The sequence below is a fragment of the Marinobacterium ramblicola genome (assembly GCF_019084545.1).
In the GTDB taxonomy this organism is placed as follows: Bacteria; Pseudomonadota; Gammaproteobacteria; order Pseudomonadales; family Balneatricaceae; genus Marinobacterium_D; species Marinobacterium_D ramblicola.
This window is the reverse complement of record NZ_JAHREP010000024.1, coordinates 72,200-84,451: the sequence shown is the minus strand read 5'-3', so window position 1 is coordinate 84,451 and position 12,252 is coordinate 72,200. Positions and strand designations below refer to the sequence as shown.

The window sequence follows — 12,252 nt, the reverse complement described above, 5'->3', positions numbered from 1 at the left end:
GCCAGGTCCACATCGGAGTTATCGGCCTTGACGCGCACCTTGACGTTGTAGTCGATGACGCGTTTGACGCTTACCAGTATTTTCATATCCAGCTGTCCTGTTCTTTAACGGATCACGCCCTTGGTTTTCAGCGCATCCAGTTGTGATTTGCGCTCCGGCAGCAGCCGCTCCAGCACCTCATCTGTATGCTCACCCAGTCCTGGTGGTGCCTGCTCCGCATTCATATGCCGGTTATCGAAACGCACCGGATTACTGACCAGGTTGACCTCGCCGGCCTCGCTATGGGGCAGCGTGATCTTCATGCCGCGGTGCTGCACCTGGGGGTCGGCAAACACCTGCTCCATCGTGTTGATCGGGCCACAGGGCACCCCCTCCTTCTCCAGCTCCTGTAGCCAGAACTCAGACGGGCGGCTCGCGATCACGCGCTCCAGCCCCGGAACCAGAATCTGACGGTTCACCACGCGGCAACGATTGGTGGCAAAGCGCTCATCGTCGGCCAATGAAGGAACACCGGCCACATTGCAGAAACGTCGAAACTGGGTGTCATTTCCCACCGCCAGGATGATATGGCCATCCGCGGTGGCGAACGCCTGATAGGGCACGATATTGGGGTGCGAGTTACCCAGACGGCCGGGCGATTGGCCGGAGGTCAGGTAGTTCAGCGCCTGGTTTGCCAGTACGCCAACCTGCACATCCAGCAGCGACACATCAATATAGGTGCCCTCGCCGGTGCGACCGCGGCCGATCAGCGCCGACAGGATGGAGGTGGCGGCATACATGCCAGTGAACAGGTCCACCACGGCCACACCCACCTTCACCGGACCTCCCCCCGGCTCGGAATCCGGCTTGCCGGTGATCCCCATCAGTCCGCCCATCCCCTGCAGCAGGAAGTCATACCCGGCCCGGTTGGCGTAAGGGCCATCCTGACCGAAGCCGGTGATGGAACAGTAGATCAACTCCGGTTTGATCGCCTTCAGGCTGTCGTAATCCAGGTTGTAACGCTTGAGACCGCCGACCTTGAAGTTCTCCAGCACCACGTCGCAGTGGCGAACCAGATCGTGGATCAGTGCCTGCCCCTCCGGCTGCGACATATCGATCGCCACCGACTGCTTGCCGCGATTGGCACTCAGGTAGTAGGCGGCGTCGCGAGTCTCACCCAGGAACGGCGGTCCCCAGCCACGGGTATCGTCACCGCGCTCCGGATGTTCGATCTTGATAACCTCGGCGCCCAGGTCGGCCAGATGCTGGCTGCACCAGGGCCCGGCCAGGATGCGCGACAGATCGAGAACGCGGATACCCTGTAAAGGCTTGTCCATCGTAATCCTCCAAAAGCGGGACTAAGTTCCACTAGCCGAAGAGCCCCGCCAGCCGAAGAAAAGCGTTAGCGAGGCAGCCAGCGCAAGCGGTATGCCGCGATGGCAACGCAGCCAGCTTTCAGCAGAATGCCTGGATGCCGGTCTGGGCCCGCCCCAATATCAACGCGTGAACGTCGTGAGTGCCCTCATAGGTGTTCACCGTCTCCAGGTTGACCATGTGACGCATGACCCCGAACTCATCGGCGATACCGTTGCCGCCGTGCATATCACGGGCGAGGCGGGCGATATCCAGCGACTTGCCGCAGTTGTTGCGCTTGATCAGCGATACCATCTCCGGCGCCCAGTTACCGGCGTCCATTAGACGCCCGACCTGCAGTGCCGCCTGTAGCCCGAGCGCGATCTCGGTCTGCATGTTGGCCAGCTTGAGTTGGACCAGCTGGTTCGCCGCCAGCGGACGACCGAACTGTTTGCGATCCAGGGTGTACTGGCGCGCCGCATGCCAGCAGAACTCGGCAGCACCGAGCACACCCCAGGCGATACCGAAACGGGCCTTGTTCAGGCAGCCGAACGGACCGGCCAGGCCGCTGGCGTTGGGCAGCAGGTTCTCCTCCGGCACGAAGGCGTTATCGAGCACGATCTCACCGGTGATCGACGCACGCAGGCTCAGCTTGCCCTCGATCTTCGGCGTGGAGAAACCGTCGGTGCCACGCTCGACGATAAAGCCACGGATCTTGCCCTCGTGTGCCTCGGACTTGGCCCAGACCACGGCGATATCGGCGATCGGGCTATTGGTGATCCACATCTTCTGGCCGGTGAGCAGGTAGCCGCCGTCCACCTTCTTGGCGCGGGTGATCATCGAGCCGGGGTCGGAGCCGTGATCGGGCTCGGTCAGACCAAAGCAACCCACGATCTCGCCGCTGGCCAGACGCGGCAGGAATTTGCGTTTCTGCTCCTCGGAGCCGTAGGTCTCGATCGGATACATCACCAGGGAGGACTGCACGCTCATCGCCGAGCGGTAACCGGAGTCGACCCGCTCCACCTCGCGGGCGATCAGGCCGTAGGCGACATGGTTCAGACCGGCACCGCCGTACTCCTCCGCCACGGTGGCACCGAGCAGGCCCATCTCGCCCATCTCGCTCATGATCTCGCGGTCGAAACGCTCTTCGCGGTAGGCGCTGAGCACCCGCGGCTGCAGTTCGTTCTGGCAGTAAGCGCGCGCGGCCTCGCTGATCTGACGTTCATCTTCGGTCAGCTGTTGTGACAGCAGCAGCGGATCGTCCCAGTTGAAACTTGAGGAGTGCGACATTGTTTAAATCTCCGTAACCAATAAATGCTAACCATCAGGAGCGCTACCGGCGCTGCGCCGATATCGATTCATACTATTTATACTAATAAATAGAATAATTCAACCAAGTCGCATTAAGAGTTGATCTGTGGCAGGATTAGCCCCCTTATCCCAGGTATCCAGAACGCCATGCAGGACAGCAAGCTCGCCACCCCGAAACGGATCAAGCGTGCCGACCAGATCGTCGAATCGGTCAAGCGTTGGGTCGCGGTCAACAACAAGCAGCCTGGAGACCGCCTGCCCAATGAACGCGAGCTGATGGAGCAGTTCGATTGCTCGAAGGGTACCGTGCGCGAGGCGCTGAAATCGCTGGAGGTGCAGGGGTTGATCTCGATCCGCACCGGCCCCAACGGCGGCGCGGTACTGGAGCGAGTGCCCTATGAAAAGGCCAGCGAACTGCTGCGCAACTTCCTCCATTTCGAGCAGCCCTCCGGCCCGGAGATCTATGCCCTGCGCACGCTGATCGAACCGGAGATCGCCGCCCTGGCCACGCCCAGACTGAGCGCCGAGGATCTGGACGCACTTGAACAGCTGGTCTCCCGCTGTGAAGCGCCGCCGCAGACCTTCGACGAGCGCATGGCACAGCGGATCGCCGAGCTGGAGTTCCACGTGCTGCTGGCCCAGCGCTGCGACAATGCGATGCTGGCGTTCATCGGCCGCTTCCTGAACGACATGATCCGCGACCTGGTGATCTTCAAGAAGTCGGCCCTGCCGGAACAGCATGAGTTCTCCTGTGCCAACCTTGCTTACCACCAACAACTGCTGCAGGCGTTTCACGCGAAGGATGCCGAGCGGGCTCGCCAGTTGATGCACGAGCACATGAAATCGGCCGAGCATTTCAATATCGAGCTGCAGGGGCAGCTCAATCAGCATTTTCTGACCAGCAACTAATTCGCCGCCAAGCTATATCAGCGCCTTCAGATACTGCTCGACGCTGCGCCCCAGCGCCGCCAGGTTATACCCACCCTCCAGTACCGACACGATGCGGCCGCCGCAATACCGTTGACCGGCATCGACAATCAGCTCTCCGAGCCAGCCGAAATCCTCATCCTCCAGCAACAGCTCGGCCAGCGGATCGTCGCGATGGGCATCGAAACCGGCGGAGACGAAGATCATGTCCGGCCGGTGCCGCTGCAGTGCCGGCAGCCAGTCGCGTTCGATCGCCTGCCGGAATGCCGGGCCGTCAGTGCCGGCCGGTAGCGGGGTGTTGACGATATTGGGGCGATCCACGTCCTGGAAACGGAAGGGGTAGAAGGGATACTGGAAGCTGGAACAGACCAGCACCTCGGGGCGGTCCTTAAAGATGTCCACCGTGCCATTGCCGTGATGGACATCGAAATCGAGCACGGCGACCCGCTCGATGCCGGGCTGTTCAAGCGCCCAGGCGGCGCCGATGGCGATATTGTTGAACAGACAGAAACCCATCGCCGCATCGTGCTCGGCATGATGCCCCGGCGGGCGCACCGCACAGAAGGCGTTGTCGACCCGACCGTCGAACACCAGGCCGGTGGCCTGGATCACCGCACCGGTGGCCAGCTGTGCGGCCCGCAGGCTATGCGGGTTGAGCGCCGTATCGGGGTCGGCATAGTTCAGGCCATGCAGGGGGTGGAGGTCGGCAATGGCATCGATATACTGCGCCGGATGCACCAGCTGCAGCTGCTCGCGGGTAGCCGGTTCCGCAATCGCCAACTCCAGCCGCTCGATCAGTCCACTCTCGGTCAGTTGCCGCCGGATCGCCCGCAGGCGCTCAGGACTTTCCGGGTGGCCCGGCGCCATCTGATGCAGTTCGCAGTCGGGATGGGTGATCAATGCTGTGGTCATGGCGATACTCCGGCACCGGTAGCCTGTCGGACACAACGACGCCCGATACAGCGGCCAGCGGCGGGCAAGCGCGTTGCATCGGGCGCCCAAGCGGAACGAAAGCTTACATCGGCTTGGACAGGTAAGCTTCCAGTTTAACCGCACAATCGCTGCATTCAGCGAGTTTGAGTGATTTTTTGAAGGCGATCCGTGCCGGTGTAAAGCTGTCGCTTTCGCTCACGCGCCGCATGATCGGCACCTCGAGCCCGAGTGGATACTCAACCGTATGCTCGGCATACCGTTGACAATCACCATCGGAACGGAAGGTACAGAAGCGTGCCTGATGCTTCACCGGAGTCAACAGCGGCGCCTGCTCCGTTGCCACACAGACGCGATCATCCTCGGTAGCCGCCTCGACTGCATAGCGGGTACAGAGCGTGGTCTCACCACCGTAGAGCCAGGCTTCACCATCGGGGGCTATAAAATAGCTCACCTCGGATGCACGCTTGAACACGAGCCGACTGCCGATGCTGTCCGGGCTGCTCGCCTTGAACAGCACAGTCGGCATCAGCGGCTCGTACATCCTGTCGAAATACAACTGCTTCCAGCTGGAATCAGGTCCGATGCCGCCGGCATGTACCGCTACACTCATGACGGCCACTAACAAACAACTCAACAAGGCTTTCATCGTTAAACCTCCTTTGCTGCCGGGCTTTCCTTATGGGCAGCAGAACGTTGTGTCGCCTCTCTAAAAATAGTTGCCGCTTCGGTCAAATCACAGTGAATCTCATTAACATGCGAACAATTCATCATGATTTTCTAATATAAAATTCAGCTCCACCCCTCCTCCGGCTCTTGGGCCAGCAGCAACCGCCCAGCCTCGACCTGCACCCGGAAACAGAGCAGATCCTCAAACGCCGGTGGCGCCAGCACCTCGCCGCTTTTCAGACTGAAGCAGGCACCGTGGCGCGGACAGGTCACGGTATCCCCCTCGATCTCGCCGCCGCCGAGTTCGCCGCCATCGTGGGGGCAGATGTTCTCCACCGCGAAGTACTCGCCCTGCAGGTTGACCACCAGCACGCTGTAGCCCGGAAGTTCGACCACCCGATGCTCGCCGGGCGCCAGCAGCCTCGCTTCACCAATATCGGTCCAGCCCACCATACTCGTACCTCCTTCGTTCATAGCAGCCCCAGTTTCAACCGCGCCACCTCGGACATCCGGTCGGCGCTCCAAGGCGGGTCGTATACCAGCCTGACCTCGACGCTGCTGACGCCCGGCACACGCAGCAGCTTGCGCCGCACGTCGGTGGCCAGCACCGCCCCCATGCCGCAGCCCGGCGCGGTCAGCGTCATATCCACCTCGACCCGGCTGCCGCCATCCTTGTCGGTCAGGATATCGCAGCGGTAGACCAGCCCCAACTCGACGATATCGACCGGGATCTCCGGGTCGTAGCAGCTGGCCAGTGCGTGGCGCACCTCGGAGGGGTCGGCCGGGCCGCGATCGGCCTCGCCGGGCTCGACAGCCGCGCCGTCACTGCCCGCCGGTTTCGGCGCCGTATCGATCAGGCCGAGTGCATCGGCGTCCTCGCCATCGATCCGATACAGGTTGCCCTCTACCCCGACGGTAAAGTGATCGCCCAGACGTTGCATAATGCGCACGGCAGAGCCCCGGTTCAGGTTCACCAGTGCACCGGAGGGGATCGCGATCGCTTCGCAGTCGCGCTGCAGTCTGACACTGCTGTCGTTCATCTCGCCTCCTTCATTCGCCGCCGATATGGAAGCCCGGCTACTCGGTCGTAACCGGTTCATCGTTGCCCGGTTCAAGCGCCGCCATCAGCGCATGCCAGGCCAGCGTGGCGCACTTGATCCGGCTCGGAAACTCACGCACCCCGGCCAGCACCCGGAGTTTGCCGAGCGACTCCAATTCAGCCCCCTGCTCTGCGCCCTCCTCGCCGGTCAACAGGCGGTGAAAGGCATCGAACATCCGCTCGGCCTCCGCCGGCGTCTTGCCCTTGACCACCTCGCTGAGCATCGAGGCGGACGCCATGGAGATGGCACAACCCTGTCCCTGGAACGCCACATCGGTGATCTGCCCCTGTGCGTCACGCTGCAGACAGAGTTCAAGCTGGTCGCCGCACAGCGGGTTGTACCCCTGCCGGCAACGGCAGTCGCCCTCGATCCGGCGGAAATTACGCGGATGACGGCCGTGATCGATGATCACCTGCTGGTAAAGTTCGCGCAGTTCGTCATCCATATCATTGGCCTCCCTCGGTTGTCGCATCGCCGAACATCCGCACCACCTGATGCAGTGCCTCGATCAGCACGTCGATATCCTGCCGGCTGTTGTACAGCGCCAGCGAGGCCCGTGCCGTGCCCGCAAGTCCGAAACGCTGCATCAGCGGCATGGCGCAGTGGTGGCCGGCACGCACCGCCACACCGCAGCGGTCGAGGATGGTGCTGATATCGTGCGGATGCGCCTGGGCCATGACGAAGGAGAGGATCGCGGCCTTGTCCGGTGCGGTACCGATCAGCCGCAGTCCCGGCACCTGCTGCAGCGCCCGGGTACCATAGGCGAGCAGCTGACGCTCGTGCGCGGCGATCACCTCCAGCCCCAGGTTATCGACATAATCCAGCGCGGCCGCCAGGCCGATGGCATCGGCGATATTGGGGGTGCCCGCTTCGAACTTGTAGGGCAGCTGGTTATAGTCGGTATGCTCGAAGCTGACCTGGCTGATCATCTCGCCGCCGCCCTGCCAGGGCTCCATCGCCTCCAGAATCCGACGCTTGCCGTACAGTGCGCCGATACCGGTGGGGCCGTAAAGTTTGTGCCCGGAGAAGGCGTAGAAATCGGCATCCAGCGCCTGCAGATCGACCCTCAGATGCGGCACCGCCTGAGCGCCGTCGATCAGCACCGGGATCCCCTGTCGGTGGGCCTGAGCGATCATCTCCGCTATCGGGTTGATCGTGCCCAGTGCGTTGGAGACATGGGTCAGCGCCAGCAGTCTGACCCGAGGCCCCAGCAGTTCGGCAAACGCGGATTGGTCGAGTTCGCCGTTGTCGAGCACCGGGATAACCCGCAGCTGTGCCCCGGTCTGGCGACAGACAATCTGCCAGGGCACGATATTGGAGTGGTGCTCGATGGCGCTGATCAGCACCTCGTCCCCCGGCTGCAGTCGAGGCCGGGCGTAGGCCTGGGCCACCAGGTTGATCGCTTCGGTGGTGCCGCGCAGGAAGATGATCTCCTCCATCGCAGCGGCGTTGATAAAGCGCTGCACCCGCGCCCTTGCCGCCTCGTAGGCCGCGGTCGCCTCCTCACTGAGCTGGTAGACGCCGCGGTGCACATTGGCGTTCTGCTGCCGGTAGTAGTATTGCAGGGCATCCAGCACCGGTTGGGGTTTCTGGCTGGTGGCGGCGTTGTCCAGGTAAACCAGCGGCCTGCCGTGCATCTGCCGCGCAAGCAGCGGGAAGTCGCCCCGGCACCGCTCGGCCAGCGTAGTGTAGTCGACATCGTTGAACGGCATGGACTCATTCATCGCTCACCTTCCGAGTATCAGGGCTGGGCTCAGGGCGGCTAACGATACGACCGGCCAAGGCATCGGTCACTATCTGGTCATAGGCATCGGTAAACTCGCCTCGCGGTAACCGCTGCAGGCTCTCCCGGGCAAAGGCCAGGGTCAGCAGCGCCTGAGCGCTCTGTTTTTCGACTCCCCGGCTGCGCAGGTAGAACAGCTGCTCCTGGTCCAGATAGCCGACCGTAGCGCCGTGGGAGCACTTCACATCGTCCGCCTCGATCTGCAGCTCCGGTTTGGTGTCCACCTCGGCCCCGGTCGAGAGCAGCAGGTTGCGGTTGATCTGCCGGGCATCGCTGTGCTGGGCGTCGGGATGCACCACGGCCAGGCCGTTGAATACGGCCCGGGCATGGCCACGGAGGATCCCCTTGTAGAACTGGTCGCTGCGACCGCCAGGCAGACGATGATCCACCCGCAGGTGGTTATCCAGATGCTGGCGGCCATCGAGCAGGTAGAGACCTTCCAGCAACGCACTGGCCTCCTCGCCGTTCAACTGCACCTGCAGATCGTTTCGACAAAGCTCGCCACCGAGCATCAGTGCGAAGCTGTGATAAAGGCTTGCGCGCGCCTGCTGCACATGGATGCCGCTGATCCGCCGGTCGCCAAGTTCAGAGTCGAACAATCGGCCGTGGAACAGCTGTGCGCCCTCGCCCAGACTGATCTCCACCAGCAGGTCGGTCAGCGCCGAACCGTTGGCGCCCAGATGCTCCTCCAGCAGTTGCGCCCGACTGCCGGACTCCATCACCACCAGCAGGCGCGGGAAGCTGACCCTGTCTGCCTCGGTCGGGTCGGTTTCGAAACGGCAGTAGATCGGTTGCTCCAGCACGCAGCCCTCGGGCAGATACAGCAGCAACCCATCGTCGAAACGTGCCGCATTGAGCGCCGCGAAGGGCTGCCCCTCCAGTGTGGCGATGCGGCCGAGCATCTCGGGCAACAGCGGATCCTGCTGCGCTATCGCCTCGCGCAACGAGACCAGCCTGGCACCGGCGGGCAGCGGCAGCAGTGTGCTCCCCTGGATGATCCAGCGGCCATCGCGAAACAGGATACGATGGCCCTGCGGTCGGTACGGCCGGGAGCTACCCGCCTCACTCCCTTCATCTTCCGCCCGGCTAGCAACGCGGAAACGGCGCTCGCCCAGATCGCCCAACAGGGTATATTTCCAGGCTTCATCGCCACGCGCTGGCAGCCCCTCGGCAGATAAGCGCTCGAACGCCTGCAGCCGATGCAGCCTGAGCCAGGGCAAGTCGGCTCCGGCCAGATCGGTCCAGCAGGGGGTATCGATCAGTCGTGCACCTTCAGCCATCGCGATCCCTCCCCTGCTCGGCTTCTGCTTCCGTTTCGGTGACGGCGCCCTGGGCATAACCGGCCTGCTCCAGAGTCAGCGCCAGTTCGGCACCGCCGCTGCGACCGATCCGCCCCTGCTGCAGCACATGGACATAGTCCGGCTTCACGTAATCGAGCAGACGCTGATAGTGGGTGACCAGGATCAGGCTGCGATCCTCGCGGCGGAAGGAGTTGATACCCGCGGCCACACGCTTCAGGGCATCGATATCGAGCCCCGAGTCGGTCTCGTCGAGGATCGCCAGACGCGGCTCCAGCACCAGCATCTGCAGTATCTCGTTGCTCTTCTTCTCGCCGCCGGAGAACCCCTCGTTGACGCCGCGGTAGAGCAGTGCCTCCTCCATCTGCATCTGCGCCATCCGCGCCTTGACGCTGTCGAGAAACTCCAGCGCATCCAGCTCCGGCTCGCCGCGCTGCTTGCGCAGGCTGTTCAGTGCGGTTTTCAGGAACTGGATATTGCTGACGCCGGGGATCTCCACCGGATACTGGAATGCCAGGAACAGGCCTGCCGCGGCACGCTGTTCCACCTCCAGCGCCAGCAGATCCTGGCCGTCGTAGCGCACCTCACCGCCGGTCACCTCGTAGCCGGGACGACCGGCCAGCACATGGGCCAGGGTGCTCTTGCCGGAGCCGTTCGGCCCCATGATCGCGTGCACTTCACCGGGCCGAACCTCCAGATCCAGTCCGTCGAGGATCTGCTTGCCTTCAACCTGCACCGCCAGTTGGCGGATAGAGAGTAAAAAGTCGCTCATCATCGCCTCCCGTTATCCAACCGCGCCTTCGAGACTGACCTCCATCAGCGCCTGGGCTTCCACGGCAAACTCCATCGGCAGCTTGCGGAACACCTCCTTGCAGAAGCCGTTGACCAGCAGCGACACCGCCGCCTCGGCATCGATGCCGCGCTGGCGGCAGTAGAACAGCTGCGTATCGCTGATCTTCGACGTGGTCGCCTCATGTTCCACCTGGGCATCCGGGCGCATCACCTCGATATAGGGCAGGGTATGCGCGCCGCAGCGGTCACCGATCAGCAGCGAATCGCACTGGCTGTAGTTGCGTGCGCCCACCGCCTTGCGGCCGACCTTGACCAGGCCGCGGTAGGTGTTCTGCCCGCGCCCGGCGGAGATCCCCTTGGACAGGATGGTGCTGCGGGTACGCTTGCCGATATGGACCATCTTGGTGCCGGTATCCGCCTGCTGGTAGTTGTTGGTCAGTGCCACCGAGTAAAACTCGCCCACCGAGTCGTCGCCCTTGAGCATCACGCTGGGGTATTTCCAGGTAATTGCCGAGCCGGTCTCCACCTGGGTCCAGGAGATCTTGCTGTGGTGCCCGGCACAGAGACCGCGCTTGGTGACGAAGTTGTAGATGCCGCCTTTGCCCTCGGCATCGCCCGGATACCAGTTCTGCACCGTGGCGTACTTGATCTCGGCGTTGTCCAGCGCGATCAGCTCCACCACCGCCGCGTGCAGCTGATGCTCGTCGCGCATCGGCGCCGTACAGCCTTCAAGATAGCTGACCGAGGCGCCCTCCTCGGCAACGATCAGGGTGCGCTCGAACTGACCGGTACCGGCGGCGTTGATGCGGAAATAGGTGGACAGTTCCATCGGGCACCTGACCCCCTTGGGGATGTAGCAGAAGGAGCCGTCGGAGAATACGGCAGCATTGAGCGCGGCATAGAAGTTATCGGTGTAGGGCACCACCGTGCCCATGTAGCGGCGCACCAGGCCGGGATGTTTCTGCACCGCCTCGGAGAAAGAGCAGAAGATGATGCCGAGCTCCGCCAGCTCCTTCTGGAAGGTGGTGGCTACCGACACGCTGTCGAACACCGCGTCCACCGCCACATTTGTGCTGTTTCGGGCCCCCGCCACACCGGCAAGAGCGGCCCGCTCATGCAGCGGCACGCCCAAGCGTTCGTAGGTGCGCAGGATCTCCGGATCCACCTCGTCGAGACTGGCCGGGGCGTCTTTTCGTCGCGCCCGCGGCGAGGAGTAGTAGCTGATCGCCTCGAAATCGATCGGCGGATAGTGCACTCTGGACCAGGTCGGCACCTGCATGCTGCACCAGTGACGGTAAGCCGCCAGGCGCCACTGGAGCATGAACTCCGGCTCCTGTTTCTTCTCGACGATCGCCCTGATCACCGACTCATCGAGACCCGGTGGCAGACTGTCCTCGTCGATTTCGGTGACGAAGCCCTGGCTGTAGCCCTTGCTCAGCAGCGCTTCGAGCGGTGGTGTTTTGGTCGCCACGTGCTTGTCCTCCTGCCTGAGGGAATCAGGCGTTTACGTTACAAGCCTCCCGCTTGATCTACTCCTATCCTCTGATCACTGGCCAGCTGTTGCAGGCTGACCTGCCGCAGCACGCCATGGATGACACCGTTGATCCCGCGCCAGTTGTTACGGATCGGGCAGATCGCTTCCTGGCTGCACAGTTTGGGGGCCTGGCTGCAGTCGGTTACCCCAAGCGGCCCCTCCAGCGCCTCGAGCACTTCAGCCAGGGAGATCTCCTGCGGCGGGCGGGTCAAACGATAGCCACCGCGCTGACCTCGGCTGGAGTCCAGCAAACCCGCCCCGGCCATCTGCTTAAGCAGCTTGCGCACCGTGCTCAGCGGCAACCCCAGCTCCTGCGCCAGGCATACGGCACTGAACAGCGCATCGGGCCGGCGCGCCATATACGCCAGAACGACCGTACCGTAATCGGTTAACTTACTGATTTTCAACATTATCCGCTCCGCAGACGACAGCTCGCCCGGATCCTTATAGTACTAATATAGTACTCTTTTACGGTTTCGCAGCCGTTCGACCAGAGTCGACGACCTCTCGCCATCTCCTTTGACTGCCGTCAATGGCGCTCCACCCAGAGCTGCCGGAAAATACAAAAACGTCAGT

General features: G+C 62.7%; 13 protein-coding genes and 1 pseudogene. 1 reads left to right on the top strand and 13 read right to left on the bottom strand.

Going from position 1 to position 12,252, the window contains the following annotated elements; genetic code table 11:
* The 3 genes and pseudogenes from KQ940_RS17435 to KQ940_RS17425 all read right to left on the bottom strand — a co-directional run.
* Nucleotides 1–86 (bottom strand): annotated as a pseudogene (locus KQ940_RS17435) (electron transfer flavoprotein subunit beta/FixA family protein); the annotation flags it as partial.
* An 18-nt stretch (nt 87–104) separates the two neighbouring features.
* On the bottom strand, nt 105–1,316 hold the full coding sequence (locus KQ940_RS17430) for a CaiB/BaiF CoA transferase family protein (protein WP_217415078.1): 1,212 nt from the start codon (nt 1,314–1,316) through the stop codon (nt 105–107).
* A 118-nt stretch (nt 1,317–1,434) separates the two neighbouring features.
* Nucleotides 1,435–2,622 (bottom strand): acyl-CoA dehydrogenase, encoded by a 1,188-nt coding sequence (locus KQ940_RS17425; protein WP_217415077.1) that lies wholly within the window; start codon nt 2,620–2,622, stop codon nt 1,435–1,437.
* Between the two features lie 168 nt (nt 2,623–2,790).
* Between KQ940_RS17425 and KQ940_RS17420 the strand changes: the two genes are divergently transcribed.
* Complete coding sequence (locus KQ940_RS17420) at nt 2,791–3,552, top strand: FadR/GntR family transcriptional regulator (protein WP_217415076.1); 762 nt, start codon at nt 2,791–2,793, stop codon at nt 3,550–3,552.
* 12 nt (nt 3,553–3,564) lie between these two features.
* On the opposite strand, the gene KQ940_RS17415 is transcribed toward KQ940_RS17420, so the two are convergent.
* The 10 genes from KQ940_RS17415 to KQ940_RS17370 form a co-directional block, all read right to left on the bottom strand.
* Nucleotides 3,565–4,482: a histone deacetylase family protein gene (locus KQ940_RS17415; protein ID WP_217415075.1), complete on the bottom strand. Its 918-nt coding sequence runs from the start codon at nt 4,480–4,482 to the stop codon at nt 3,565–3,567.
* 103 nt (nt 4,483–4,585) lie between these two features.
* Nucleotides 4,586–5,149, bottom strand: coding sequence for a hypothetical protein (locus tag KQ940_RS17410; RefSeq protein WP_217415074.1), 564 nt, complete (start codon nt 5,147–5,149; stop codon nt 4,586–4,588).
* Nucleotides 5,150–5,292: 143 nt separating this feature from the next.
* On the bottom strand, nt 5,293–5,622 hold the full coding sequence (locus tag KQ940_RS17405; RefSeq protein WP_217415072.1) for a Rieske 2Fe-2S domain-containing protein: 330 nt from the start codon (nt 5,620–5,622) through the stop codon (nt 5,293–5,295).
* Between the two features lie 17 nt (nt 5,623–5,639).
* On the bottom strand, nt 5,640–6,209 hold the full coding sequence (sufT, locus tag KQ940_RS17400) for a putative Fe-S cluster assembly protein SufT (RefSeq protein WP_217415071.1): 570 nt from the start codon (nt 6,207–6,209) through the stop codon (nt 5,640–5,642).
* Nucleotides 6,210–6,246: 37 nt separating this feature from the next.
* The gene (gene sufU, locus KQ940_RS17395) at nt 6,247–6,714 is read right to left on the bottom strand and encodes a Fe-S cluster assembly sulfur transfer protein SufU (RefSeq protein WP_217415070.1); all 468 of its coding nucleotides are present in this window, start codon (nt 6,712–6,714) and stop codon (nt 6,247–6,249) included.
* A gap of 1 nt (nt 6,715) precedes the next feature.
* Nucleotides 6,716–7,993 carry a cysteine desulfurase gene (locus KQ940_RS17390; protein ID WP_281419282.1) on the bottom strand — a complete coding sequence of 426 codons (1,278 nt, stop codon included), beginning with the start codon at nt 7,991–7,993 and terminating at the stop codon, nt 6,716–6,718.
* Nucleotides 7,986–9,332: a Fe-S cluster assembly protein SufD gene (sufD, locus tag KQ940_RS17385; protein WP_217415069.1), complete on the bottom strand. Its 1,347-nt coding sequence runs from the start codon at nt 9,330–9,332 to the stop codon at nt 7,986–7,988. The genes KQ940_RS17390 and sufD overlap by 8 nt, the downstream gene beginning before the upstream one ends.
* Nucleotides 9,325–10,122 (bottom strand): Fe-S cluster assembly ATPase SufC, encoded by a 798-nt coding sequence (gene sufC, locus KQ940_RS17380; RefSeq protein WP_217415068.1) that lies wholly within the window; start codon nt 10,120–10,122, stop codon nt 9,325–9,327. Before sufC ends, sufD begins: the two co-directional genes overlap by 8 nt.
* 12 nt (nt 10,123–10,134) lie before the next feature.
* Entirely contained in the window at nt 10,135–11,613 is a 1,479-nt protein-coding gene (gene sufB, locus KQ940_RS17375) for a Fe-S cluster assembly protein SufB (RefSeq protein WP_217415067.1), read from the bottom strand.
* A gap of 38 nt (nt 11,614–11,651) precedes the next feature.
* Nucleotides 11,652–12,086: an SUF system Fe-S cluster assembly regulator gene (locus tag KQ940_RS17370; protein ID WP_217415066.1), complete on the bottom strand. Its 435-nt coding sequence runs from the start codon at nt 12,084–12,086 to the stop codon at nt 11,652–11,654.
* Nucleotides 12,087–12,252 lie beyond the last annotated feature (166 nt).

What these genes read in the sequence shown, in the direction of transcription:
- KQ940_RS17430 (WP_217415078.1), bottom strand. Translation starts at nt 1,316, where the DNA reads ATGGACAAGCCTTTACAGGGTATCCGCGTTCTCGATCTGTCGCGCATC.
- KQ940_RS17425 (WP_217415077.1), bottom strand. Translation starts at nt 2,622, where the DNA reads ATGTCGCACTCCTCAAGTTTCAACTGGGACGATCCGCTGCTGCTGTCA.
- KQ940_RS17420 (WP_217415076.1), top strand. Translation starts at nt 2,791, where the DNA reads ATGCAGGACAGCAAGCTCGCCACCCCGAAACGGATCAAGCGTGCCGAC.
- KQ940_RS17415 (WP_217415075.1), bottom strand. Translation starts at nt 4,482, where the DNA reads ATGACCACAGCATTGATCACCCATCCCGACTGCGAACTGCATCAGATG.
- KQ940_RS17410 (WP_217415074.1), bottom strand. Translation starts at nt 5,149, where the DNA reads ATGAAAGCCTTGTTGAGTTGTTTGTTAGTGGCCGTCATGAGTGTAGCG.
- KQ940_RS17405 (WP_217415072.1), bottom strand. Translation starts at nt 5,622, where the DNA reads ATGGTGGGCTGGACCGATATTGGTGAAGCGAGGCTGCTGGCGCCCGGC.
- sufT (WP_217415071.1), bottom strand. Translation starts at nt 6,209, where the DNA reads ATGAACGACAGCAGTGTCAGACTGCAGCGCGACTGCGAAGCGATCGCG.
- sufU (WP_217415070.1), bottom strand. Translation starts at nt 6,714, where the DNA reads ATGGATGACGAACTGCGCGAACTTTACCAGCAGGTGATCATCGATCAC.
- KQ940_RS17390 (WP_281419282.1), bottom strand. Translation starts at nt 7,993, where the DNA reads ATGAATGAGTCCATGCCGTTCAACGATGTCGACTACACTACGCTGGCC.
- sufD (WP_217415069.1), bottom strand. Translation starts at nt 9,332, where the DNA reads ATGGCTGAAGGTGCACGACTGATCGATACCCCCTGCTGGACCGATCTG.
- sufC (WP_217415068.1), bottom strand. Translation starts at nt 10,122, where the DNA reads ATGAGCGACTTTTTACTCTCTATCCGCCAACTGGCGGTGCAGGTTGAA.
- KQ940_RS17370 (WP_217415066.1), bottom strand. Translation starts at nt 12,086, where the DNA reads ATGTTGAAAATCAGTAAGTTAACCGATTACGGTACGGTCGTTCTGGCG.